This is a genomic window from Azospirillum sp. P4_B5 (genome assembly GCF_056402275.1).
The window spans coordinates 1-24,910 of the sequence record NZ_JBFUHT010000014.1; the positions used below are offsets into that span (position 1 = coordinate 1).

Consider the following 24,910-nt stretch of genomic DNA (forward strand, 5'->3'; position numbering starts at 1 on the left):
GCCGTGGCCTGGGCCGCGGTGCCGGTGGCGGCCAGGGCCGCCGCGGCCGAGACCCGCTGGGTCTGCCCGCCGTTCAGGACGCGCAGGTTGTTGCGGACATAGCCGGTGGACGCAACCTTGCGGACGATGTCCGACGGCTGGACCGCGCCGGTCTCCGGCAGGTCGCCCTGCTTGTCGCCGCTGCCGACCGTGAAGGGCACCAGATCCTCCGGCGTGGCGTGCGCCAGATCGGTGCGGCCCAGGTAGGAGATGGCGATCTCGCGGAAGATGTAGTCGATGACCGAGGTCGCCATCTTGATGGTGTCGTTGCCGGTCACCATGCCCGACGGCTCGAAGCGGGTGAAGGTGAAGGCCTCCACGAACTCTTCCAGCGGCACGCCGTACTGCAGGCCGATCGACACCGCGATGGCGAAGTTGTTCATCAGCGAGCGGAAGGCGGCGCCCTCCTTGTGCATGTCGATGAAGATCTCGCCGATGCGGCCGTCCTCGTACTCGCCGGTGCGCAGGTAGATCTTGTGGCCGCCGACGGTCGCCTTCTGGGTGTAGCCCTTGCGGCGGTGCGGCAGGCGCTCGCGCTCGGTGCGCTTGCGCTCGATGATGCGCTCCACGACCTTCTCGATGATGCGCTCGGACACCATCTGGGTGCGGGTGGCGTTGGCCGCCTCGACGATCTCCTCGACCGCGTCCTCCTCGTCGTCCAGCAGGGCGGCGGAGAGCGGCTGGCTCAGCTTGGAGCCGTCGCGGTACAGCGCGTTGGCCTTGATGCCCAGGCGCCAGGACAGCAGGTAGGCGTCCTTGCACTCCTCCACCGTCGCCGTGTTCGGCATGTTGATGGTCTTGGAGATGGCGCCGGAGATGAAGGGCTGCGAAGCGGCCATCATGGTGATGTGCGATTCCCAGGACAGGAAGCGCTTGCCGATGCGGCCGCAGGGGTTGGCGCAGTCGAACACCGGCAGATGCTCGTCCTTCAGGAAGGGCGCGCCCTCCAGCGTCATGGCGCCGCAGCAGAAGGTGTTCGCCGCCTCAAGCTCGGCCTTGGTGAAGCCCAGAGCGGTCAGCAGGTCGAAGCCCGGCGCGTCCATCTGCTCGGCGGGGATACCCAGCGTGTCGACGATGACATCGGCGCCGACCGTCCAGCGGTTGAAGGCGAACTTGATGTCGAAGGCGGTGGCGAGGTTGCCCTCCAGCTTCTCCAGCACCTCGGCCGGGAAGCCCTTGGCCGCCAGCGTCTCGTGGTTGACGCCCGGCGCGCCCTTCAGCGTGCCGTGGCCGACCGCGTAGCGCTCGATCGCGGCGATCTGATCCGGGGTGTAGCCCAGCGTGCGCAGGGCCTCCGGCACCAGACGGTTGACGATCTTGAAGTAGCCGCCGCCGGCCAGCTTCTTGAACTTCACCAGCGCGAAGTCCGGCTCGATGCCCGTGGTGTCGCAATCCATGACGAGACCGATGGTGCCGGTCGGGGCGACGACGGTGGCCTGGGCGTTGCGGAAGCCGTGCTGCTCGCCCAGCTCCAGCGCCATGTCCCAGGCGCGGACGGCGGCCATCGCCAGTTCCTGCTCCGGGCACTCGTCGGCGACGAAGGGCACCGGCTTGACCGACAGGCCCTCGTAGCCCTCCATCTCGCCGCAGGCGGCGCGGCGGTGGTTGCGGATGACCCGCAGCATGTGGTCGCGGTTCTGCTCATAGGCCGGGAAGGCGCCCAGCTCCTGCGCCATCTCGGCGGAGGTGGCGTAGGCGACGCCGGTCATCACCGCGGAGATGGCGGCGCAGTAGGCGCGGCCTTCCGCCGAGTCGTAGGGCAGGCCGGAGGACATCAGCAGGCCGCCGAGGTTGGCGAAGCCCAGGCCCAGCGTGCGGAACTCGTAGGAAAGCTGGGCGATCTCCTTGGACGGGAACTGCGCCATCAGCACGGAGATTTCCAGCACCATGGTCCACAGGCGGCAGGCGTGCTCGAACGCCTCGACGTCGAAGGACCCGTCCTTCAGACGGAACGACATCAGGTTCAGCGAGGCGAGGTTGCAGGCCGTGTCGTCGAGGAACATGTACTCCGAGCACGGGTTCGAGGCGTTGATGCGCCCCGAGGCCGGGCAGGTGTGCCAGTCGTTGATCGTCGTGTCGAACTGCACGCCCGGATCGGCGCAGGCCCAGGCGGCGTAGCCGACCTTGTCCCACAGGTCGCGGGCGCGCAGCGTCCGGTGGACCGTGCCGTCGGTGCGGCGGATCAGCTTCCACTCGTCGTCGTTCAGGACGGCCTGGATGAAGTCGTCGGAGATGCGCACCGAGTTGTTGGAGTTCTGGCCGGCCACCGTCAGGTAGGCGTCGGAGTCCCAATCGGTGTTGTAGGTCTTGAACTCGATGCTGGTGAAGCCCTGGCCGGCGAACTGGATCACGCGCTGGACGTAGTTCTCCGGCACCTGCGCCTTGCGGGCAGCGACGATGGCCTTCTTCAGCTCCTTGTTGACCTTCGGGTCCTGGCCGTTCTGGGCGGCGGCCATGATCGCGGTCAGGTGCTCGCGGCAGATCTTGGAGCCGGTGACGAGGGCGGCGACCTTCTGCTCCTCGGTCACCTTCCAGTCGATGTAGGCCTCGATGTCCGGGTGGTCCATGTCCACCGTGACCATCTTGGCAGCACGGCGGGTGGTGCCGCCCGACTTGATGGCGCCCGCCGCGCGGTCGCCGATCTTCAGGAAGCTCATCAGGCCCGACGACTTGCCGCCGCCGGCCAGCTTCTCACCCTCGCCGCGCAGGCGGGAGAAGTTGGAGCCGGTGCCGGAGCCGTACTTGAACAGGCGCGCCTCGCGGACCCACAGGTCCATGATGCCGCCCTCGTTCACCAGATCGTCGGCGACGGACTGGATGAAGCAGGCGTGCGGCTGCGGGTGCTCGTAGGCCGAGGCGGACGACGTCAGCAGGCCGGTCTTGAAATCGACGTAGAAGTGGCCCTGGCTCGGGCCGTCGATTCCGTAGGCCCAGTGCAGGCCGGTGTTGAACCACTGCGGGCTGTTCGGGGCCGCCATCTGGGCGGCCAGCATGAAGCGCATCTCGTCGAAGAAGGCGCGGGCGTCGGCCTCGGTGTCGAAATAGCCGCCCTTCCAGCCCCAGTAGGTCCAGGTGCCGGCCAGACGGTCGAAGACCTGCTTGGCCGACTTCTCGCCGGAATAGCGCTTCTCCTTCGGCAGCGCTGCCAGAGCCGATTCATCGGCGGTCTTGCGCCACAGCCAGGACGGGACGGTGTTCTCCTCGACCGCCTTCAGGGCGACCGGAACGCCGGCCTTGCGGAAATACTTCTGGGCCAGGATGTCGCTGGCGACTTGGCTGTAATTGTCGGGAACCTCGATGTCCGTCTGCTGGAAGACCACAGAGCCGTCAGGGTTGCGGATCTCGCTCGTCGTGCGGCGGAAGCCGAGAGCGGCGTAAGCATCCTGACCCTCTTTCGTGAAACGACGCTGGACCCGCATGTGACTCGTGCTCCCTCTGGCTGGCGAACAAAGGTGTCGCGCTCCGTGCGGCGCAGCTCGCGCTGGCTGACGAACGCAACACCCTGTATGTTGGTGCGCATCCTAGCCTCAAGCTTTGGGCCAAGCAAGACCCGGCCCAAGATATTGTGTGCTTGACGCGGGCCTACCTCCTAGATATGGCGCTTCCGGTCAACGGGCCAAGCCGCCGCGGGTTCCCGAGAAAAATCGACCAACCCCCACATCTAGTCCCGCGCTGAAAGCCTCCGGCGCCCGATTTCTGTAAGGAATCCGTCACTTCCGCGGGGTCGCCGGGACCCTCAGACCGCAGGAGTCACCGGGGGCGAATCGGCGGTACGCCCTTCTCCGGCCCCCATACCCGCGAACCCACTTTTGCCCGCTGGACCGGCCCCGTGGCGAGGCACCCGGACGGCGCCCCGAGTCGCCCCACGATGTCACAGGCGGCTCCGCGTGACCTTTCCCGCTCCCTCCGGTTGGAAGGGTCGGTTTCGTGCAACGAGGAGACCATCCATGCACAAGACGGTGATCGCGACCCTGTCCGCCCTGGCGCTGATGACCGGCGCCGCCGCGGCCCAGACCGGCACCGGCGGTTCGGCCCAAACCCCGGGCGCCCAGGCCCCGAACTCGGTCATCATGGACCAGGGGCAGAGCGCCCGGCCGGCCGGCCCCACAAGCGGCTCCACGGGCAGCGCCAGCGTCGAGCATCTGATGAGCCGCACGGTGATCGGCGCCGACGGCGAGAAGGTCGGCAAGGTGTCCGACGTGATCCTCGGCCCGGACGGCAATGCGCAGCTCCTGGTGATTCAGAGCGGCGGCTTCCTCGGCATCGGCGGCAAGGAGATCGCCGCGGACATCGCGCTGGCCGACGTGCTGCCGGGCAACGGCCCGATCACGCTGCGCGACGTCACACAGGCGAGCGTGCGCGACATGCCGGAGTTCCAGTACAGCGACAGCATGACCTCGCTGAACCGCGGCCCGAAGAACAGCGGCGAGCCGAACAAGCAGTAAGGATCAAGGGACAATCCCTCTCCCGCCCCGGGAGAGGGATTTTGCCCTTTACGCCTCCACCCCGTGCTCGCGCAGGTAGGCGCCCAGCTTGCTGTCCACGCCCAGGATGTGGCCCGACAGCCATTTGGCGAGGAAACCCAGCACGAAGGCGCCCTTCTCCCCACCCGCGTCCAGCGCGCTGTTCACGTCGTGAAGCTGGCGGACGAAGCTGTCGTGCAGCGCCTTGTGGGCGGAGTAGTCGGGATAGCCGTGCTCGCGCATCAGCGTCTCTTCCCGGTCGAAATGGGTGTCGGTGTAGTCGAGCAACTCCCCCAGCACGTCCTGGATCTCGCTGTCGGCGCGGAACTCGTTCACCGCGGTGACGAATTCATTGAACAGCTCGAACAGGCGCTTGTGGTCGGCGTCGATCACGGCGTTCCCGACGCCGAAGCCGTCCTGCCACGCCATCGTTTCCCAGCGCGGGTCGGCAAGGTTCGGCTTCATCGTCTTCGGCTGCGTTGTGTTTAATTGCATGACGTTCCCCCCTTCAGGAAACATCCTTATAAGCCGCCGCCCACCCGCAGCCGGGGCGACAGATAGTCACACGCACAATATGGTTATAGGATTGCCGGTCATACGGCCGGCCGTATGACCCTTTCGCACATGGCTGCGCCATGTGCTGTCGGGTTTGAACCGAAGGCGTTTGATGGAGACCATCAAACGCCTTCGGTATCAGTTCATCTGTGCCAGCGGCAGGTTGACCAGCAGATTCTGCGGCTTCAGGCGCAGCTTGCGGTCGGCGGTCATCGCCAGGGCCAAATAGACGGGCCGCCCGGCGATGTCGGCGCGCATAGCCGCCGGATCGGCGAACTCCAGCCGGAACAGCGACAGGATGCGGGCCAGCCGCTCCTCCCCCACCTCGGCCCCGTTGTAGAGGTCGTTGAGGATCGCCGTGGCCTCCCCGTCCAGCCCGACATGCCAGACCCAGCGCTCGTCGCTGATCCGCTGCACCGGCTGGATCGACACCGCCACCCCCAGGAAATGCCGTACCCAACCTTCCAGAACGCGACACAGCGCGTCGAGACCGGCCGCGGCGAAGGTCACGTCCAGCACGGTGTCGTGCCGCGAATCGCGCTCCCAGTAGCGGGGGTGGTTGGTCTCGTCGAGGATGTCGAGATCGACGGAGCGCGGAGCGGTCCCGGCCTCCACCACCAGCCGGCCCAGGCTGCCGAAACCGCCGGTCGCGGCCAGCATCTCCACCGTCTCGCTGTCGGCCAGCCGGACCCGCCCGTCGTCCACCGACACCGTCTGGGGCCGGAAGAACAGCTCACCCGCCCGCGCCCGCAGGCCCGACGGCGTGCCGTCCAGGATGTTGCGCAGGATCACATGGGCCATCTGGTCGATGAACAGCCCCGGCACGCCCCGCGCGCCCTCGCGGAACAGGCGGAGGTAGCAGCCCTCGACCGTGCCGGCGGCGAGCAGCCGGTCGCGGAAACCCAGCCAGACCGCCCAGTTCTCCCGCGCATCCGCATCGGCCAGCGCCTCCACCATGCCCGGCGGGACGGGGCGGGCGGGATCGTCGAGGAGACCGGCGAACAGCGTGTGCTCGGTCTCGCAGGCGTCCTCGGGCGGGCGCATCTCCGGCCGCATCAGATAGGCGCGCAGGAAGTCCGGCGTGACCGCCAGCCAGCCGTCGGCATCGCGCGTCAGCAGATGGAAACCGGACTCTTTCCAGAAATCGGACATGGAAGGCAGACCCTTGAGCAGAAAAGCGGTCGCAAAGCGTCCCTCATGTGGGCGCACGGGCGCCCGCGCCAAGGACCTAGCACAGCCCGTCCTATAGATGCCCGGCTTACAGAGGCACGGTGGACAGGAACTCGTCGACGTCCGCCCACACCCGGTCACGGATGTCGTCACGCTCCATCAGCAGCTCGTGCTTGGCGTCGGCATGCTCCTTCAATACGGCGTTGCCCAGCCGGGCGGCGGCCAGCCGGTGCGACTCCGCGCGGACGACGGCGTCGGCCGGGGCGCTCAGCAACAGGATGGGCGTCATCACCCGCTCCAGCGGCGCCGTGAAGCGGATGTGGTCGGCGGCGCGCAAGGCCGCCCGCACCCAGCCGAAGCTGACCCCACCCACCCGCAACTCCGGCCGGTCCCGGAAGGCGTCGTGGTAGGTGGCGTAGCGGCGGGGGTCCGAGGTGATCGGGTTGACCGGGGTGAACAGCCCCTCCACCGGGTCGTAATCGTGCTGACCGAAGGCGTATTCGGTGGCCCGCCCGCGGGCGCACAGGCGTTCGGCCAGCCAGACCGCCATGCGGCGCGGCACCGGACCGGTGAAGATGTCGAACATCGGCGCCGTCAGCACCGCGGCGTCGCACAGGGCCGGGTTGCGGAGCAGGGCCATCAGGGCGACCAGCCCGCCCATGCTGTGGGCGACCAGCAGCAGCGGCACGTGCTGCCGCGGCCTCACCAGCCGCTCCACCACCTCGTCAAGATCGCCGGCCAGCCTGTCGAAGCTGTCCAGGTGATGGATCTGGGGGTTGGGCAGGGGCCGGTCGGACAGGCCCTGGTTGCGCCAGTCGAAGGCGAAGACCTCGAAGCCGCGGGCGAGCAGCTCCCCCGCCGTTTCGGCGTACTTCTCGATGAACTCCGCCCGGCCGGTCAACAGCAGCGCGGTGCCGCGCGGCGGGGCGGTGGTGGCCGTCCAATGGGCGGTGCGCAGCCGCGTCCCGTCCCCCATCGTCGCCCAGCCGAACCGTGGCTCCACACCCAGGTCCGCCACGCTCACGGCCATTCCTGCGTTCTCCATTGTTCACCGAACGATTGAAGCATCATCGGGCCGGGCGGGTCCAGCGTCCGGCGGCCATCCGCCGGCCACCCGGTGGCCATTTGATGGAACCCCCGTCCTTCCACGGGTGTTGTCGAGGTCCAATGGGAGGTACATTCGAATGCACATGGCGCGTACATTGTCCATGGCGCTCTGCGCCCTGTCCCTGACCCTGTCCCCCATGGCCGCCCAGGCCCAGCCCTCCTCCAAATCGCAAAGCCCCAAGGACGCGTCGGTGCCACCGATCACCGTGGAGCGCACGGACGAGGGCGAGCCGGTGATCGTCCATGAGGGCGAGGCGTCCTTCTACGGCGGCTCGTTCCACGGCAAGAAGACGGCCAGCGGCGAGCGATTCGATCAGAACAAGCCGACCGCTGCCTCGCGTGAGCTGCCGCTGGGCAGCAAGGTCACCGTGACCAACCAGGACAACGGCAAGAGCATCGACGTCATCGTCAACGACCGCGGCCCCTATGTGGACGGGCGGGTCATCGACCTGTCGAAGAAGGCCGCCAAGCAGCTCGACATGATCGAGGACGGGGTGGCCCCGGTCCGCGTCGAGGCCAAGCCATCCGAACAGCCGACCGAGGCCGTGAAGGAGAAGGTCGAGGCCAAGGCCGAGAAGGCCGACCAGACGCAAGTGGCGGAACAGCCCGGTTCCCAGAAGAAGGGCAGCGGCGCCGCTCTCTCAGGATCGTCCAAGGCCGACCAGCAGAGCGGTTCGGGGTCCGACCGCTAAGCCCCCTCGCGCGGCGGACGGCCGGACCGGCCGGACCGGCCGGCGCGCTGCCCTCGGTCGAAAGCGGCCAGCAGCGCGCCCAGCCCATCCGACGCCGCGTGGCGCGACCACAGGAAGGGGCGCAGCATGTTGCGGGTGCCGAAGCCGTGCACATGCACCGTGCGGCGCCCCAGCGCCTGCAACCCCTCCCGCGCCACGTCCAGCGGATCGGCAGCCCCCGGCAGGGCGTTCAGGGCGAAGCCGGCGCGCTTGCCGAAGGCGGTGCGGGTGGCGCCGGGGCACAGGACCAGCACATCCACCGGCTTGCGCTTCAGCTCCGTCGCCAGCGCCTCGCCATAGGCCAGGATGAAGCTCTTGCTGGCGCAGTAGGTCCCGAGGAACGGGATCGGCTGGAAGGCCGCCGTGCTCGACAGCAGGATCAGCCCCGCCCGCCGCCCGTCGCGGGCCGCCCGCTCGATCATGCCGGGCAGCAGCGCGCGGGTCAGCACCGTGGTCGCCACCACATTCAGTTCCACCGTCGTCCGCTCCGCCTCCGGCGCGTTGTCGAGCACCGGACCGAAGGCACCGGACCCGGCGTTGTTGATGAGCAGGTCGATCGCCAGCGTCTCCGCCTTCTGGATCAGGGCGTTCCGCCCCTCGTCGGTGGTCAGGTCGGTGGCCAGCACCTCCACCCGGCGCCCGGCGGCCTCCAGCTCCGTCTTTGCGGTGGTCAGGGCCTCGGCGTTGCGGGCGGCCAGCAGCAGGCCGGTGTCGGCCGACAGGGCACGGGCGAAGCCGGCGCCGATGCCGGAGGTGCCGCCGGTGACCAGCGCGAAGCGGTGGGGCATGGGTCGGATTCCATCGCGGTTCGGAAGGGATGAAAGGTGACGGTTGGCCGCGGCGGCGCGAAGTCAAGCCATCCGCCCCCGAGTCGCCCCGCATTCCGCGGTGCAGCAGGCCGAATTGTCAGTGTACATATTAACTGGAGCCGCTCCGGACTTTTACTGTCACGGAACTGAAATTTCCTGACCGGAGGAAATAGGCAGGACGCCTCGACTGCCTCCTCTTTCGAAAGAGGTTAGCGGTTTTTTCACTTTTTCGGGCGAGTCGTGTTGCCATCACGTGGTTGCAGTGCATATATCGCATTGCACCATACGTGTTGTCGCACCGCTCGGCCGGTGCTTGATGAAAAGGAACCGCGGTATGGATGATGTTCGCCAAGTCCTGAAGGACAACGAGGGCCACTGCATCGAGGATTTGTCCGTCGGCATGACGGCGTCCTTTGCGAAGACGGTTACCGAGGCCGACATCGTGCTGTTCGCCGGGATCTCCGGCGACACCAACCCGGTCCACCTGAACCAGGAATACGCCAGCGGCACCATGTTCCAGGGCCGCATCGCCCACGGCATGCTGAGCGTCAGCTTCATCTCCGCCGTTCTGGGCACCAAGCTGCCGGGTCCGGGCGCCATCTACATGAGCCAGACCGTGCGCTTCAAGGCGCCGGTGCGCGCCGGCGACACGGTGACCGCCCGCGCCACCGTCACCGAGATCATCCCGGAGAAGCGCCGCGCCGTCGTCCGCACGGTCTGCACCGTCGGCGAGACGGTGGTGATCGAGGGCGAGGCCCTGCTGATGGTCCCGTCGCGCGGCTGACCGTCCCCGCCAAACCATCGGGGGCCAAGCCTTTAACAAGCGAAATGACTTGCCGGTCGCCGGCGCGTAGACCACGCGCCGGCTCCGGTCTATATAAGACGCCCATGGCATGGCCCGCCCCGGCGGGCCGCCGTCTTTTCGGGGGGCCGTCCGCGGCCCGCAGACCATCAGGGCGTGACGCATGCGATTGTTCCGACACACCGCCGACCTGCCGGAGGACGCCCGCGGGGCCGTCGTCGCCCTTGGCAACTTCGACGGGGTGCACCGCGGCCATCAGGCGGTGATCGCCACCGCCCAGCGGATCGCCCGCGATCTCGGCGCGCCCTCGGCGGTGATGACCTTCGAGCCGCATCCACGCTCGGTCTTCCGTCCGGACGACGCCCCCTTCCGCCTGTCGCCCTTCCGCGTCAAGGCCCGCCACATCGAGGCGCTGGGGGTCGACCTGCTGTTCGTCTGCCATTTCGACGAGAGCTTCCTGCACAAGACCGCCGACGCCTTCATCGGCGAGGATCTGGTGGCCGGGCTGGGCGTGCGGCACGTCGTCTGCGGCTACGACTTCCTGTTCGGCCACGGCCGCGGCGGCGACCCCGCCCTGCTCCGGCAGGCCGGCGTGGTGCACAGCTTCGGCGTGACCGAGGTCGGGCCGGTGTCCGACGATACAGACGGCGTCTATTCCTCCACCCGCGTGCGCGACGCTCTGGTCGCCGGCAACCCGCGCGAGGCCGCCCGGCTGCTCGGCTCCCCCTGGGAGATCGAGGGGCGCGTGGAGCATGGCGACCACAAGGGCCGCACCATCGGCTTCCCCACCGCCAACGTCGAGCTGGCCGACTATCTGCGCCCCGCCTTCGGCGTCTACGCGGTGCGCACCGGGGTGGACCAGGGGGCGGGCACGGTCTGGCGCAACGGCGTCGCCAACCTGGGCCGCCGCCCGACCGTGGGCGGAACGGTGGAGCGGCTGGAGACCCACATCCTCGACTTCGACGGCGACCTCTACGGCCAGCACCTGCGCGTGCAGCTCATCGCGTTCCTGCGGCCGGAGCGCAAGTTCGGCAGCTTCAACGAGCTGAAGGACCAGATCGTCCAGGACGCCGCCGCGGCCCGCGCCGTGCTGGCCCGGGAGCCGCGGTCGGAGGGTTGAGCGATGGACCGCGTTATTCTGCTGCTGTTCATCCTGAACCAGGGCGGCCCGACCACCATCGAGTTCCAGACGATGGAACAGTGCAAGGCCGCCGAGCCCGCCATCGTCCAGGCCTACCGCGAGATGACCGGCAACCCGGTGCTGACCCGCTGCATAGCGCTGGCCCTGCCGGGGAAGTGACGGCGAAGGGCGAGCCCGCCCCATTGCGATTCGCACGCCGGGGGACTACACACGGGGCAGTTTGAGCCTCCCTGGGAGCCGTTAGGCCATGACCACCGCCGCTTTGCCCGCCCCTGCCAATGGTGACCGGGCGACCATCGCCGCCACCGCCGCGAAGATCCTGCTGGAAATCAAGGCGCTGCATTTCAACGCCGAGACGCCCTTCATCTTCACCTCCGGCTGGGCGAGCCCGGTCTACACCGACTGCCGGCGCATCGTGTCCTTCCCGCGCGCCCGCAAGGCTCTGATGGACTTCGCCGTCCAGACCATCGAGCGCGAGATCGGCTACGAGAGCATCGACGCGGTGGCCGGCGGCGAGACGGCGGGCATCCCCTTCGCCGCCTGGATCGCCGAGCGGCTGGAACTGCCCATGCAGTATGTCCGCAAGAAGCCGAAGGGCTTCGGGCGCAACGCCCAGATCGAGGGCGTGCTGACCGAGGGGCAGCGGGTCATCCTGGTCGAGGACCTCGCCACCGATGGCAAGAGCAAGGAGAACTTCGTCACGGCGCTGCGCAACGGCGGCGCCACCGTGACCGACAGCTTCGTGATCTTCCATTACGGCATCTTCCCGCAGTCGAAGACCAACATGGACCGCATCGGCGTCCGCCTGCACGAGCTGTGCACCTGGTGGGACGTGCTGAAGGTCGCCCGCGAGAACCAATACTTCGACGAGAACACCCTGTCGGAGGTCGAGAAGTTCCTGAACGACCCGGTCGGCTGGTCAGCCGCCCACGGCGGCAAGGCCAGCTTCGACTGACGCCGCCCGGAGGCGCCGCGCCTTGACCGCACCGCCCACACCGCTAATATCCCGCGCGATGCTGCATCCGGCGTGGGTCATGGCGCGTATGGCGCGAATTACCAACCCGGCCTCCTGAGGGGGGCCGGGACCGCCTCGTTTGTGCGTGCGTCGGGGGCCTGACCGCTGCCGCCCGACGGTTCTGCTTCAGGTTCAGGATATCCCCGACATGACCCGCGACTACAAGTCCACCGTCTTCCTGCCCCGCACCGACTTCCCCATGCGCGGCGGCCTGCCCACCAAGGAGCCGGAGCTGCTGAAGCGCTGGGAGGACATGGGTCTCTTCCAGCGGCTGCGCGAGACGGCCAAGGACCGCGAGAAGTTCGTCCTGCACGACGGCCCGCCCTATGCCAACGGCAACATCCACATCGGCCACGCCGTCAACAAGGTGTTGAAGGACGTCATCGTCCGCTCGCGCCAGATGCAGGGCTTCGACGCCAACTACGTCCCCGGCTGGGACTGCCACGGCCTGCCCATCGAGTGGAAGATCGAGGAGAAGTACCGCGCCGAGGGCAAGGACAAGGACGAGGTTCCGCTCAACCAGTTCCGCGCCGAGTGCCGCCAGTTCGCCCAGAAGTGGGTGGACGTGCAGGCCGGCGAGTTCCGCCGCCTGGGCGTCGAGGGCAACTGGGCCGACCCGTACCTGACCATGACTCTGCCCGCCGAGGCGCAGATCGTCCGCGAGATCCACAAGTTCGCCATGAACGGCGGCCTCTACAAGGGCGCCAAGCCGGTCATGTGGTCGGTCGTGGAAAAGACCGCGCTGGCCGAGGCGGAGATCGAGTACCACGACCACACCTCGACCACCGTCTTCGCGCGCTTCGCCATCTGGGGCTCGCCGGCGCCGGAGGTCGACGACGCCAACATCGTCATCTGGACGACCACCCCCTGGACCCTGCCGGGCAACCGCGCCATCGCCTTCGGCGACGAGATCGAATACGCGACCTACAAGGTGCTGGCGGTCGAGGAGGGCAGCCTCGCCGAGGTCGGTGAGCGGCTGGTCGTCGCCACCGCGCTGGCCGAGAGCGTCTTCAAGGAAACCAAGATCGCTGACGCGCGGCTGCTGCACCGTTTCCCCGGCTCACGTCTGGCCGGCGGCTACTGCCACCACCCGCTGACCCGCAGCGGTTACGACTTCAAGGTGCCGCTGCTGGCCGGCGACTTCGTCACCACCGACGCCGGCACCGGCTTCGTCCACATCGCGCCGGGCCACGGCGAGGACGACTTCCATCTCGGTCAGGCCAACGGCATCGAGGTGCCGCAGACGGTCGGCGAGGACGGACGCTACTACGACCACGTCCCGCTGTTCGCCGGCCTGCGCGTCTACACCGCCGAAGGCAAGCCGGGCGAGGCCAACGGCGCCGTGCTGAAGGCCTTCCAGGAGGTCGGGGCGCTGCTCGCCAAGGGCCGCGTCAAGCACAGCTACCCGCACAGCTGGCGCTCGAAGGCCCCGCTGATCTTCCGCACCACGCCGCAGTGGTTCATCTCCATGGAGACGAACGACCTGCGCAAGACGGCGCTGCAGGCGATCTCCGACACGACGTGGTTCCCGGCCCAGGGCGAGAACCGCATCCGCGCGATGATCGAGCAGCGCCCGGACTGGTGCATCAGCCGCCAGCGCGCCTGGGGCGTGCCCATCGCCCTGTTCGTCCGCAAGGACAACGGCGCGATCCTGCGCGACGCCGAGGTGTTCAACCGCATCGCCGACATCTTCGAGAAGGAAGGCTCCGACGCGTGGTTCGCCCGCCCGGCGCAGGACTTTCTCGGCAACGCCTACCGCGCCGACGATTACGAGCAGGTCAAGGACATCGTCGACGTGTGGTTCGAGTCCGGCTCGACCCACGCCTTCGTACTGGAGCAGCGGCCGGAGCTGAAGTGGCCGGCCTCGCTGTACCTTGAAGGCTCCGACCAGCACCGTGGCTGGTTCCACTCCTCCCTGCTGGAAAGCTGCGGCACGCGCGGCCGGGCGCCCTACGACGCGGTGCTGACGCACGGCTTCACGCTCGACGAGCAGGGCCGCAAGATGTCCAAGTCGCTGGGCAACGTGGTCGCCCCGCAGGAGGTCTGCGACAAGTACGGCGCCGACATCCTGCGCCTCTGGGTGGTCAGCACCGACTACACCGAGGACCAACGCATCGGCCCGGAGATCATCAAGTATCAGGCCGACCACTACCGCCGCCTGCGCAACACGCTGCGCTACATCCTCGGCGCGCTGGCCGACTACACCCCGGCGGAGCGCATCGCCGTCGCCGAGATGCCGGAGCTGGAGCGCTGGGTCCTGCACCGCCTGTCGGAGCTGGACGCGCTGGTCCGCGCCAAGATCGAGGCCTACGACTTCCACGACCTGTCGGTGGCGATCCACAATTTCTGCGCCGTGGAGCTGTCGGCCTTCTACTTCGACGTCCGCAAGGACAGCCTCTACTGCGACGCGGCCGGCTCGGTCCGCCGCCGCGCAGTCCGCACGGTGATGGAGCATCTGCTCTCCACCCTGACCGCGTGGCTGGCCCCGATCCTCTGCTTCACCGCGGAGGAGGCGTGGCTGGCCCGTCCCGCGGGCCTGACCGGCGTCGATGGCTGGAGCGAGGAAAGCGTCCACCTGCGCGTCTTCCCGGCCATCCCGGCGGAGTGGCGCGACGACGCGCTCGCCGCCAAGTGGGAGTCCATCCGCACCGTCCGCCGCACCGTCACCGGGGCACTGGAGCTGGAGCGGGCCAACAAGAAGATCGGCTCGTCGCTCCAGGCCAACCCGACCGTCTTCGTGGACGCGGCGACCAAGGCGCTGCTCGACGGCGTGGATTTCGCCGAGATCTGCATCACCTCGCAGATCACCGTGGCGGAGGGCACGGCGCCCGAGGGGGCGTTCGTCCTGCCCGACGTGGCCGGCATCGCGGTGGTGCCCGGCCTCGCCGAAGGGGGCAAGTGCGAGCGCTGCTGGAAGATCCTTCCGGAGGTCGGCACGAACGCCGCACACCTGACGCTGTGCCTCCGTTGCGCCGAAGCCGTGGACGCGGAACCGGCGTTCTGATTTGCAGCAGGCCCCCTCCCCATCCCTCCCCCGCTTCGCGGGAGAGGGAGTTTGATCCCCCCCTTGCCGAAGGCGGGGGAGGGTTAGGGAGGGGGCCAGGACGCCTTTCACTCTTCGGAGCACTCCATGAGCAGCCTCTCCACGTCCGGCAGCCGCGGCTACACGGTCTTCGGCCTGTCCGTCGCCGCGCTGGTGGTGGTCCTCGACCAGCTCACCAAATGGTGGATCCTCGACGTGGTCATGCAGCCCTATCCACGGGTCGTCGAGGTCACGCCCTTCTTCAATCTCGTGCTGGCCTGGAACACCGGGGTCAGCTTCGGCACCTTCGGCAGCTCCCACGCCTGGATGCCCTATGTGCTGGCCGCGGTGGCCTTCGCCATCGTGGTGGCGCTGCTGCTGTGGCTGCGGCAGGCCGACCGGCGTTACCTCGCGCTCGCCCTGGGGATGGTCATCGGCGGGGCCATCGGCAACGTGATCGACCGCTTCCTCTACGGAGCCGTCGCCGACTTCCTCGATTTCCACATCGGGGGGTGGCATTTCTGGGCTTTCAACGTGGCGGACAGCGGAATCAGCGTCGGCGTGGCGCTTCTCGTGCTGGATGGGCTGTTCGCGGGCCGCGAAAAGTCGTAATAGTTCACGCGACGGAGCCGCTATAAGGGACGCGGCCCGACGACAAGCGGCCTGACGACTAGACGACGGGACTCGAACGTGACCATGCTTTCCTCCGCCTCCTCCATCGCACGGCGCACCACCCGTTCCCTGGGGCGGGGCCCGCTGCTGGGCTTGGCGCTCGTCGCGCTGGCGCTCACCGGATGCACCGACGTCCGCCGTTCCATCGGCCTCGACCGCACGAGCCCGGACGAGTTCACGGTCGTGTCCCGCGCGCCGCTGACCATGCCGCCCAGCCTGACCCGCCTGCCGGAACCGCGCCCCGGCGCGGCGCGGCCGCAGGACGCCACGTCGTCCGCGGTGGCCGCCGCCTCGGTCTTCGGCGGTTCGTCGCGCACCACAGCCGCCACCGCCGGACACACCGCCGGCGAGTCGGCGCTGATCGCCCAGGCCGGCGCCAAGGGCGGCATCGAGCCGGGCATCCGCAACAAGGTCGATCAGGAGACGACCCAGCTCGTCGTCGCCGACAAGAGCTGGATCGACTCCCTGCTGTTCTGGCAGACGCAGGAGCAGCCCTACGAGGTCGTCGATCCCAAGAAGGAAAACCAGCGCCTGCGCGAGGCCCAGGCCACCGGCAAGGCGCTGAACGACGGCACCGTCCCGACCATCGAGCGCAAGCGCCGGGCGCCGCTGGAAGGGCTGTTCTAAGCCGCTTTCAGGAGCCCAATTCAGGGCCCCAACACAGGGCATTGTTCCGGGTGCTTCGCCGCACCAGTATCTAGGGGGCGTTCCCAGCCGGGGACGCCCCCTTTTGCATTCCCGTCCCCTTCGCTCCCAACGAGAGGCCCATGCTCCCCAACGGCCCCACCGCTCCCCCTCCCTGGAAACGGCCCTGGCGCCGGCTCGCCGCCGCGGGCGTCCTGGCGCTCGCCTTGGCCGGCGCCATCCCCGTCGCCACCCCTGCTTTCGCCGCCGAGAAGGGGGTCTTCTTTCCGGAGACCTTCACCCTGTCCAACGGCATGCAGGTCGTGCTGGTGACCAACCAGCGCGTGCCGGTGGTGACCCACATGGTCTGGTACAAGGTGGGTGCGGCGGACGAGCCGCGCGGCGTGTCGGGAATCGCCCATTTCCTGGAACATCTGATGTTCAAGGGGACGGAGGAGGTTCCGCCCGGCGCCTTCTCCCGAATCGTCGCCAAGAACGGCGGGCGCGACAACGCTTTCACCTCCTGGGACTACACGGCCTACTTCCAGAACGTGGCGCGCGACCGGCTGGAGCTGGTGATGAAGATGGAGGCCGACCGCATGTCGAACCTCCGCCTCACCGACCAGCTGGTGTATCCGGAGCGCGACGTCATCATCGAGGAGCGCCGCCAGCGCATCGAGAACGAGCCCGCCGACCGCATCGGCGAGCAGATCAACGCCACCCTCTACGTCCACCACCCCTACGGCACGCCGATCATCGGCTGGCCGCAGGAGATGGCCACCCTGACGCGGGAGGAGGCGGAGTCCTTCTACAAGAGCTGGTACGCGCCCAACAACGCCGTGCTGGTGGTGTCCGGCGACGTGACGGCCGAGGAGCTGAAGCCGCTCGCCGAGAAATACTACGGCAGCATCGCCGCCCGCACGGTGCCGGAGCGCGTCCGCGTGCAGGAGCCGCCGATCAGCGCCGCCCGCCGGGTCATCCTGCGCGACGACGAGGTGCGCCAGCCCTCGATCCGCCGCAACTGGCTCGCCCCCTCCTACCGCACCGACAAGGAAGGTCACGCCTACCCGCTCCAGGTGCTGTCGGAGATCATGAGCGGCGGCCCGACCTCCCGCCTCTACCGCAGCCTCGTCGTCGAGCAGCGCATCGCCACCTCGGCCTGGCTGGGCTACAGCCCCTCGGCCTGGGACATGACCTCGCTGGCGGCGGGCGCCTCGCCGGCTCCCGGCGTGACCATGGAGAAACTGGAAGCGGCGCTGGAGGCCGACATACTGACGCTCGTCGAGAAGGGCGTGACCGAGGAGGAGGTGGCCACCGCCAAGAAGCGCATGCTGGCCGAGGCCGCCTACGCCCGCGACAGCCTGACCGGCCCGGCCCAGACGCTGGGCGCCGCCGTCGCCACCGGCCAGAGCATCGACGACGTGGAGAACTGGCCGGTGCGCATCGACGCGGTGACCGCCGATCAGGTCAACGCCGCCGCCCGCGCCGTTCTCGGCCAGACCAACCACGTCACCGGCCTTCTGCTGCCGCTCCAGGACAAGGGAAGCTGAGATGATCGTCCTATCCAAGCGCCTCATGTCCAAGCGCGTCTTCGGCGCCTGTCTTTTCCTTTTCGCCTTCGCCGTCACCACGCCGGCGGCCGCCATCGAGATCAAGCGGGTGGTCAGCCCCGGCGGGATCGAGGCGTGGCTGGTCGAGGACCACAAGGTTCCCATCATCGCCCTGGAATGGGCCTTCGAAGGGGCCGGCGCGTCCGACCCCAAGGGCAAGGAGGGCCTAGCCAACCTCGCGGCGCGCACGCTGGACGAGGGCGCCGGTCCCTACGACAGCCAGGCCTTCGCCGCGCGGCTTCAGGACAACGCCATCGCGCTGGGCTACGACGCCGGGCGCGACGGCTTCGGCGGCAGCCTGCGCACGCTGAGCGACCGCCGCGACGAGGCGTTCGAGCTGACCCGCCTGTCGCTGACCGAGCCGCGCTTCGACGCGGAGGCGGTGGAGCGCATGCGCGCCGCCGTGCTGTCCAGCCTGCGCCGCGATCAGGCCGATCCCAACTATGTCGGGCGGCGGCTGTTCTATTCCACCGCTTTCCCCAGCCACCCCTACGGCGACGAGATCCGCGGCACGCTGGAGTCGCTGCCGACGATCACGCCGGACGACCTGCGCGGCTTCGTGAAGGCCGGCTTCGGGCGCGACCGGCTGGTCGTCGCCGCGGCGGGCGACATCAGCCCGGAGGATCTGGGCCGCGCGCTCGACCATGTGTTCGGCGGCCTGCCGGCGACGTCCACGAACGCCGCCATCCCCGACGTCGAGCCGAAGGGGCTGGGCGAAACGCTGGTCGCCACCCGCCCGACCGCGCAGACCGTCATGCTGATGGGCCAGACCGGGCTCAAGCGCGCCGACCCCGACTGGTACGCGGCGACCGTGATGAACTACGTGCTGGGCGGCGGCGGCTTCGGCTCCCGCCTGATGGAGGAGGTGCGGGAAAAGCGCGGACTCAGCTACGGCGTTTACAGCTACCTGATCCCGATGGACCATTCCGCGCTGGTCATGGCCGGCGGCAACACGGTGAACGCCAAGGCTGGGCAGGCGCTGGACATCATGCGCCAGGAATGGAAGCGCATGGCCGACGAGGGCGTGACGGAGGAGGAACTGGCCGACGCCAAGACCTATCTTACCGGCAGCTTCCCGCTGCAGCTCGGCAGCACGCAGGCGATCGCGGGCATCCTGCTCCAAGTCAAGCGCGACGACTTGGGGATCGACTATCTCGACCGCCGCGACGCCTTTATCAACGGCGTCACCCAGGCCGACGTGCAGCGCGTGGCGAAGCGGCTGCTCGACCCCAACCGGCTGCTGACCGTGCTGGTCGGCCGTCCGGAGGGCGTGACGGCGACGCGGACGATCGACGGGGGGAGCTGAGGACGGCGCCGCCGTTGCCCCCACCCAACCCTCCCCCGCTCTCAGCGGACCGAAGGTCCGCCTGCCGCGTCAGCGCAAACCTCTGGTTTGCGCGAGAGCTTAGCAGGGGAGGGCTTTTCTCCTCCCCCTGCGCAGCGGGGGGAGGTCGGGAGGGGGGCCCGCCGCGACCACTTCACTCACGCCAAGTCCGGCTGGCTCCCCGGAAAGCGCGGATCGCCGGGATCGATGGGGCGGCCCGGCACCTTGCCGGGGATGATCCCCACCTGATCGGGCCGCTCGTCCTCGCGGCGTTCCTCGTCCGCTGGAACCGGGGCTGCCGGAACCGGCGGGTTCAATTCGGGTTTGTTCGGATCGCTCATGGTCACCTCCTGTCCCGAAAAGAACACAGGGCAGCGGTTGCCGGTTTCATCGTCCGCCCCGCATAGTCCGCTCAACCTAGACCGCTTCACCTAGACCTTTGTGCACGTTGGATGCGCCGCTTTGGCGCGTACCCGGCGCGCACCGATCGGTGTTAGGCTCCGCGCACGCGAGAAGGAGGCAAAATCCCAATGTCAGCGCTCACCCGTTCGCCCGCCTGGGAAGCCCTGGCCCGTCACCGCCAGGACGTTTCGACCCTCCATATGCGCGACCTGTTCGCCGCCGACGCCGACCGCTTCAACCGCCTCTCCCTGGAAGCCTGCGGCCTGCTGTTCGATTATTCGAAGAATCGCATCACCGAGGAGACTCGGACCCTTCTGCTCGACCTCGCCCGCCAGCAGGACGTGGAGGGCTGGCGCGACCGCATGTTCGCCGGGGAGCGGATCAACATCACCGAGGACCGCGCCGTCCTGCACACCGCGCTGCGCAACCGCTCCAACCGCCCCGTGCTGGTGGACGGCCAGGACGTGATGCCGGAGGTGAACGCCGTCCTGCACCGCATGGAGCGCTTCGTCCGGCAGGTCCGCGACGGCGCCTGGACCGGCTACACCGGCCACCCGATCACCGACATCGTCAACATCGGCATCGGCGGGTCCGACCTCGGCCCGGTGATGGTGACGGAGGCGCTGACCCCCTACCTGCACCCGCAGATCGGCGTGCATTTCGTCTCCAACGTCGACGGCACCCACATCAGCGAGACGCTGGAATGGCTGGACCCGGAGACGACGCTGTTCGTCATCGCGTCCAAGACCTTCACCACCCAGGAGACGCTGACCAACGCCCACACCGCGCGGCGCTGGTTCCTGGAGAGCGCCGGCGACCCCGCCCATGTCGCCAGGCATTTCGTCGCCGTCTCCACCAACGAGGCGGAGGTGCGCAAGTTCGGCATCGACCCGGCCAACATGTTCGGCTTCTGGGACTGGGTCGGCGGCCGCTATTCGCTGTGGTCGGCGATCGGGCTGTCCATCGCGCTCGGCATCGGCATGGACCGCTTCACCGAGCTGCTGGCCGGCGCCCACGACATGGACGAGCATTTCCGCACCGCGCCGCTGGAGCGCAACATGCCGGTGCTGATGGCGATGCTCGGCGTCTGGTACGTCAATTTCTGGGGCGCCAAGTCCCACGCCGTTCTGCCCTACGACCAGTATCTGCACCGCTTCCCCGCTTATCTCCAGCAGTTGGACATGGAGAGCAACGGCAAGTCGGTGGACCGGCAGGGCGCGCGGGTGGATTACGCCACCGGCCCGGTGGTCTTCGGCGAGCCGGGCACCAACGGCCAGCACGCCTTCTATCAGCTCATCCACCAGGGGACGGAGCTGGTGCCCGCCGACTTCCTGGCCCCGGCGGAAACCCACAACCCGATCGGCGATCATCACCGCATCCTGCTGTCGAACTTCTTCGCCCAGCCGGAAGCCCTGATGCGCGGCAAGACCGCCGACGAGGTGCGCGCCGAGATGACCAAGTCCGGCAAGCCGGCCGAGGCCATCGAGCCGCTGGTCCCCCACCGCGTGTTCGAGGGCAACAAGCCGTCCAACAGCATCCTGTTCAAGAAGCTCGACCCGCACACGCTGGGCGCCCTGATTGCGCTGTACGAACACAAGGTGTTCGTCCAGGGCATTGTGTGGGCCATCAACAGCTTCGACCAGTGGGGCGTGGAGCTGGGCAAGCAGCTGGCCGGCAAGATCCTGCCCGAACTCCAGACCGGCCCGACCGCCGCGCTGGGGCACGACAGCTCGACCAACGGGCTGATCGGCTGGTACCGGAAGCACCGCTGAGCGGCGCCAACGGTCCTTCCAGTTTTGTTGCCAAAGGTGAAAAACAACCATAAAGTTTCCTCCGCGGTCTCTTTATCCGTGGAGGATGCTTTAATGGATTCCTTGTCCCCTTTGGCTGGCACCTCCGCCGTTGGCGCCGCAAGAACCACATCGGCGACCCAAGGCGCCAGCGGCACCCTGTCCGGTGCGGCAACCGCCGCTGCCGTTACGGGCGCCAAGGACACGCTGTCCCTGAGCCCCCTGGCGGCGAGCCTGAAGGGGCCTTCGCTGGATTTGTTCAACAAGCTGAAGCAGAACGAGCGCACCCTGCTCAGCGGCCTCGTGGACAGCGGCAAGGTCACCGGAGACGACGTGAACAATGCGCTGATGGGCAGCCTGAAAATGGCTCGGTCCACGGCCTTCTCGAACGGAGGCCGGATGTTCGAATCCCAGAATCGCGGCCTCTTCGCCCGCGCCGCCACCGTCACCGCGGATGAGATGCTGAAGGCGACGGACGACACGCTGGCCCGGCGCAAGGAACTGGTCGCGCGGCTGGGAGAATTGGACAAGAACGGCCAGGGCGGCTCCAACGACTACAGCGAGATCCTGCGCGCCCTTTCCGGAGTGGAGCCCGGCGCGGACACCAGGCAACCGAGCGCGGAACCCCATGGCAACAGCCGGGCGAACGCCCATTTACGCCAGACCCGGCTCTTCTCTCCCTATTACATGAAGTTGGGCGATCCTTTTTTCATCCGCAGCGGTGAAGAGGAAGCGGCACGCAACAAGTTGAAGGAGGCCGGGGTCTCCCTGTCCAGCCTCACGGACGCCGCCCGCGGCATGGCCGAAGACAACGTGGCTGACATGGTGCAGGAACAGGCGTCGCATAGGGCCGAGATCATGCGGCGGAACGGCGGTTGAGTCAGCGCAGCGGGGCGGATGAGGTCAGGTTGGATGGACAATGCGGCGTCCATCCGGGCGCCGGCCCCACCCGTCCGCCAATTTGGTGCAATCGCTTGTAGCGCCATCAATCCTCCACCGCCACGCTTCTCCGGACCGCCTCGGAAGCCCCCGTGCGTGTGGAGACGCTGATGCCCATCCTGAAATTCATCGAGGTCAACGCCGCCAAGGCCATCCTGGCGGAAGCCAAGCCGAAGAACATCACCTTCGGCAACGGCAAGCTGAACATCGGCATCGGCGTCGAGTTCGAGAAGGAATTCATCGAGAAGCTCCAGGACGATCCGCTGTCCTGGCAGAAGCTCCAGGACGCCGCCTCCTCGGCCTACAAGGACTTCATCGCCGAGGCGGTCGCCGAAGTCGTCAAGACGGACAAGGTGATCGGCCGGCTGGTCGGCGACCCCACCATGCAGAAGGCCGCGGCGGACGTCTGCTACGCCGGCCTCAAGATGAAGGCGTCCAACCTGACCAAGGAGGTGGACGCCAACGTCAAGCAGGCGTGGGCACAGATCATCAAGACCAACAAGGACTACAGCAAGTACAAGTGGCGGGCCGCCGTCCATGTCGGGCTCCAGATCGGCGGCGTCGCGATCTCCGCCGCCGGGATCGGCGGGGCCGTGGCGACCGGCGGGGTGTCTGCGGTCATCGGCATCTACGGCATGGTCAAGAGCTGCCTCGGGCTGTTCAAGGATCTGGTCAAGCTCTGGCTGTCCGCCGAGAAGTTCCGCACGGCGATCAACGGGCAGGTCACCAAGCTCGTCAAGGCCTACAACGCGAAGAAGTCGGTGGCGCGCAACAGCTCCGACTCCGCGAAGGAGGTGATCAACGCGGTCTTCGGGACGGAACTCGGCACGATCGGCAAGTGCCGCGGCGACATCAAGCAGTATCTGAGCAAGCTCGACGGCGTGGACGTGAAGTCTCACGAAATCTCGCGGGAACTCGGCAAGGTGATGTCCAAGCTCGACCGGGCGATGAAGGACATGAAGACCGTCGCCAAGAACAACAAGGCGCTCGCCGCGGCGCTGCCCAAGCTGGAAGAGCAGATCAACGACCTGATCGTCAAGATCGTCGCCAAGCAGGAGATGATCAACGAAGGCCGCGAGTGGGCGAACCGGATGGACGAGGCGCTGGAGATGCTGGAGAAGGGCAAGCCGGGCTGGCTGAAGGTCTTCGACAAATCGCTCGTCCTGCTCGACCTCGGCCTCTCCTTCACCGACCTGTCCGCCCAGGCCGACAAGATCGTGGAGATCGCCTGGGGCGCCGCCCAGGCCGCGGAGGAGCTGTACGACGACATCAGCGAGGCGGTCGCCTGACGTCGGCATGACCGAGGCGCCGGGCGACGCCCCCGCAGGAAATCCTTGTTCGGCGCGGCGATCCGGCGTAGGGTGCACGCCATGAACCCCGTGCGCCTCACCTCTCCCGCCCTCCTGGGGCGATTTTGGTACCGCTGGTACACACCGGCGGCCTAGGTATCGCACACCCACGATGCACCCGAAGCCGCCCGACCCGAGGCGGCTTTTGTGTTTTCAGCACGCGGTGCACGCAAAATCCTCCTGACGGTCACGGCGGCCTCCCTTACGAACCGGAGGTCCCATCATGTCCGATTTCGATTTCGACGTCGTCACCGGCCCGTCCCGCGCCAGTTGCCCCACCGCTCCCGCTGAGCCGGAGCCCCAGGAGGATGGCCGTCCCGCCGACAAGACCGGTCCGGCGTGACCCGCTCGGGCCGGATGGAACGGTGTGGACAACCCCTCTCGAATCGGCCATCTTTTTCGCCACCTCCAAGTGCATTTTCGGGAGGATGGCGTCCGAATTCGGAGGATCTTCATGCCCGTCACCGCCACCGCGAGCACGGCGATCATTGGCTACGGCGTCGGCGGCAGTGCCCCGAAGCATCCCTCGGCGAAACCATCGGATGGGTCCAGTCCGGTCGGCCGCCGGGGGCTCGAGGATGTTGTGAGCCTGTCCCCGGAAGCCGCCAAAGCTCTGAACGAACGGCCTTTTTCCATCCCTATTCCGCCGAAGGGGGACACCGGGGCATCCTCCGACCCGGTGGCGGTCGAGATGGAAAACCGCCTTGCCTACGGCCAGTTCAACCTGCAGCGCGGCGAATATGTCCGGCAGTCGTTTGAGCTGCTGCGCCAGACGCTCAAGCTGCCCGAAGACCAGCCGTTGGTGCTGGCCGACGCGGCGTCCGTCTTTTTGGACAAGGTCGCGGCGAAGAACGGCCTGAGCAAGCCCGAGTTGCCGGAGAAACTGCGCGCCGCCGGGTTCAAGGACCCCTTCGAGGAGAACGCCAAGTCCGGCGCCGGGATGATCGGCATCGGCATGCCGAACAGCACCAACACGCTGCAAATAGCCTTCGACCTGTCCGGCCTTGAAGCCCTGACCAGCGCTTCGCCATCCGGCAAACCGGAAAAGCCGCTGCGCATGGTCGCGCTGAACGATCGTGACGGGCGCACCGCACCGCTGCTCGGCGCCGTCAAGGGAGGCGCCTTGGGGCGCTATACCGACACCCGACCCGGCCAGGGCGCCAGCCTGTGGGCGGTGACCGATGGTGGTGACGGTCCAAGCGCCCCTCTGCTCGCTTCGGTCCGGTCCGTGGGTATGGACGATGTCGCCGCTGAGGTGGCCACGGGTCTGCTGAAGGGCCTGAAGGATTTGTTCGCCAAGGCGTAACCCCTGCCGCACATGGTGGCATTCCTGACGTGAGCCTACT

21 protein-coding genes are annotated in these 24,910 nt (G+C 67.9%); 15 read left to right on the plus strand and 6 right to left on the minus strand.

Features of this window, described 5'->3' with window-relative positions:
- Nucleotides 1-3,458: vitamin B12-dependent ribonucleotide reductase (locus tag AC1DVI_RS13225; RefSeq protein ID WP_476958357.1), on the minus strand; the 3,458-nt coding region annotated here is incomplete at its 3' end.
- A gap of 528 nt (nt 3,459-3,986) precedes the next feature.
- On the opposite strand from AC1DVI_RS13225, the gene AC1DVI_RS13230 reads away from it, so the two are divergent.
- Nucleotides 3,987-4,484: a PRC-barrel domain-containing protein gene (locus AC1DVI_RS13230; RefSeq protein WP_476958358.1), complete on the plus strand. Its 498-nt coding sequence runs from the start codon at nt 3,987-3,989 to the stop codon at nt 4,482-4,484.
- A gap of 48 nt (nt 4,485-4,532) precedes the next feature.
- On the opposite strand, the gene AC1DVI_RS13235 is transcribed toward AC1DVI_RS13230, so the two are convergent.
- From AC1DVI_RS13235 to AC1DVI_RS13245, 3 genes are all read right to left on the minus strand, one after another.
- A complete protein-coding gene (locus tag AC1DVI_RS13235; protein WP_476958359.1) occupies nt 4,533-4,997 on the minus strand; it encodes a bacteriohemerythrin in 465 nt (154 codons plus the stop codon).
- Between the two features lie 198 nt (nt 4,998-5,195).
- Nucleotides 5,196-6,209: a DUF6352 family protein gene (locus AC1DVI_RS13240; protein ID WP_445958593.1), complete on the minus strand. Its 1,014-nt coding sequence runs from the start codon at nt 6,207-6,209 to the stop codon at nt 5,196-5,198.
- 106 nt (nt 6,210-6,315) lie between these two features.
- Complete coding sequence (locus AC1DVI_RS13245; RefSeq protein ID WP_476958360.1) at nt 6,316-7,257, minus strand: alpha/beta fold hydrolase; 942 nt, start codon at nt 7,255-7,257, stop codon at nt 6,316-6,318.
- A 154-nt stretch (nt 7,258-7,411) separates the two neighbouring features.
- Between AC1DVI_RS13245 and AC1DVI_RS13250 the strand changes: the two genes are divergently transcribed.
- Nucleotides 7,412-8,026 (plus strand): septal ring lytic transglycosylase RlpA family protein, encoded by a 615-nt coding sequence (locus AC1DVI_RS13250; protein ID WP_476958361.1) that lies wholly within the window; start codon nt 7,412-7,414, stop codon nt 8,024-8,026.
- Here the strand turns inward: AC1DVI_RS13250 and AC1DVI_RS13255 are convergent.
- On the minus strand, nt 8,023-8,853 hold the full coding sequence (locus AC1DVI_RS13255) for an SDR family NAD(P)-dependent oxidoreductase (protein ID WP_476958362.1): 831 nt from the start codon (nt 8,851-8,853) through the stop codon (nt 8,023-8,025). The genes AC1DVI_RS13250 and AC1DVI_RS13255 overlap by 4 nt on opposite strands.
- Nucleotides 8,854-9,208: 355 nt before the next feature.
- On the opposite strand from AC1DVI_RS13255, the gene AC1DVI_RS13260 reads away from it, so the two are divergent.
- The 9 genes from AC1DVI_RS13260 (at nt 9,209) to AC1DVI_RS13300 (ending at nt 19,066) form a co-directional block, all read left to right on the plus strand.
- On the plus strand, nt 9,209-9,658 hold the full coding sequence (locus AC1DVI_RS13260) for a MaoC family dehydratase (protein WP_476958363.1): 450 nt from the start codon (nt 9,209-9,211) through the stop codon (nt 9,656-9,658).
- 181 nt (nt 9,659-9,839) lie between these two features.
- Nucleotides 9,840-10,796 carry a bifunctional riboflavin kinase/FAD synthetase gene (locus AC1DVI_RS13265; RefSeq protein ID WP_476958364.1) on the plus strand — a complete coding sequence of 319 codons (957 nt, stop codon included), beginning with the start codon at nt 9,840-9,842 and terminating at the stop codon, nt 10,794-10,796.
- A 3-nt stretch (nt 10,797-10,799) separates the two neighbouring features.
- Entirely contained in the window at nt 10,800-10,976 is a 177-nt protein-coding gene (locus AC1DVI_RS13270; protein WP_014239676.1) for a hypothetical protein, read from the plus strand.
- Between the two features lie 88 nt (nt 10,977-11,064).
- Nucleotides 11,065-11,772 (plus strand): orotate phosphoribosyltransferase, encoded by a 708-nt coding sequence (locus tag AC1DVI_RS13275; RefSeq protein WP_145689012.1) that lies wholly within the window; start codon nt 11,065-11,067, stop codon nt 11,770-11,772.
- Between the two features lie 208 nt (nt 11,773-11,980).
- Nucleotides 11,981-14,836 (plus strand): isoleucine--tRNA ligase, encoded by a 2,856-nt coding sequence (ileS, locus tag AC1DVI_RS13280; RefSeq protein WP_476958365.1) that lies wholly within the window; start codon nt 11,981-11,983, stop codon nt 14,834-14,836.
- Nucleotides 14,837-14,962: 126 nt separating this feature from the next.
- Nucleotides 14,963-15,466: a signal peptidase II gene (gene lspA / locus AC1DVI_RS13285; RefSeq protein WP_035671957.1), complete on the plus strand. Its 504-nt coding sequence runs from the start codon at nt 14,963-14,965 to the stop codon at nt 15,464-15,466.
- 84 nt (nt 15,467-15,550) lie between these two features.
- Complete coding sequence (locus tag AC1DVI_RS13290; protein ID WP_476958434.1) at nt 15,551-16,153, plus strand: DUF3035 domain-containing protein; 603 nt, start codon at nt 15,551-15,553, stop codon at nt 16,151-16,153.
- A 140-nt stretch (nt 16,154-16,293) separates the two neighbouring features.
- On the plus strand, nt 16,294-17,700 hold the full coding sequence (locus tag AC1DVI_RS13295) for a M16 family metallopeptidase (protein WP_476958366.1): 1,407 nt from the start codon (nt 16,294-16,296) through the stop codon (nt 17,698-17,700).
- A 1-nt stretch (nt 17,701) separates the two neighbouring features.
- On the plus strand, nt 17,702-19,066 hold the full coding sequence (locus AC1DVI_RS13300; protein WP_476958367.1) for a M16 family metallopeptidase: 1,365 nt from the start codon (nt 17,702-17,704) through the stop codon (nt 19,064-19,066).
- Between the two features lie 176 nt (nt 19,067-19,242).
- Here the strand turns inward: AC1DVI_RS13300 and AC1DVI_RS13305 are convergent, their stop codons facing one another.
- On the minus strand, nt 19,243-19,425 hold the full coding sequence (locus tag AC1DVI_RS13305; protein WP_476958368.1) for a hypothetical protein: 183 nt from the start codon (nt 19,423-19,425) through the stop codon (nt 19,243-19,245).
- Nucleotides 19,426-19,614: 189 nt separating this feature from the next.
- Here AC1DVI_RS13305 and pgi point away from each other — a divergent pair, with 189 nt between their 5' ends.
- The 4 genes from pgi to AC1DVI_RS13325 all read left to right on the plus strand — a co-directional run bounded on the left by pgi (nt 19,615) and on the right by AC1DVI_RS13325 (nt 24,870).
- The gene (pgi, locus tag AC1DVI_RS13310) at nt 19,615-21,258 is read left to right on the plus strand and encodes a glucose-6-phosphate isomerase (RefSeq protein ID WP_476958369.1); all 1,644 of its coding nucleotides are present in this window, start codon (nt 19,615-19,617) and stop codon (nt 21,256-21,258) included.
- Nucleotides 21,259-21,294: 36 nt separating this feature from the next.
- Nucleotides 21,295-22,155 carry a hypothetical protein gene (locus AC1DVI_RS13315; protein WP_476958370.1) on the plus strand — a complete coding sequence of 287 codons (861 nt, stop codon included), beginning with the start codon at nt 21,295-21,297 and terminating at the stop codon, nt 22,153-22,155.
- A gap of 170 nt (nt 22,156-22,325) precedes the next feature.
- A complete protein-coding gene (locus AC1DVI_RS13320) occupies nt 22,326-23,504 on the plus strand; it encodes a hypothetical protein (protein ID WP_476958371.1) in 1,179 nt (392 codons plus the stop codon).
- A 514-nt stretch (nt 23,505-24,018) separates the two neighbouring features.
- The gene (locus AC1DVI_RS13325; RefSeq protein WP_476958372.1) at nt 24,019-24,870 is read left to right on the plus strand and encodes a hypothetical protein; all 852 of its coding nucleotides are present in this window, start codon (nt 24,019-24,021) and stop codon (nt 24,868-24,870) included.
- Nucleotides 24,871-24,910: the final 40 nt, after the last annotated feature.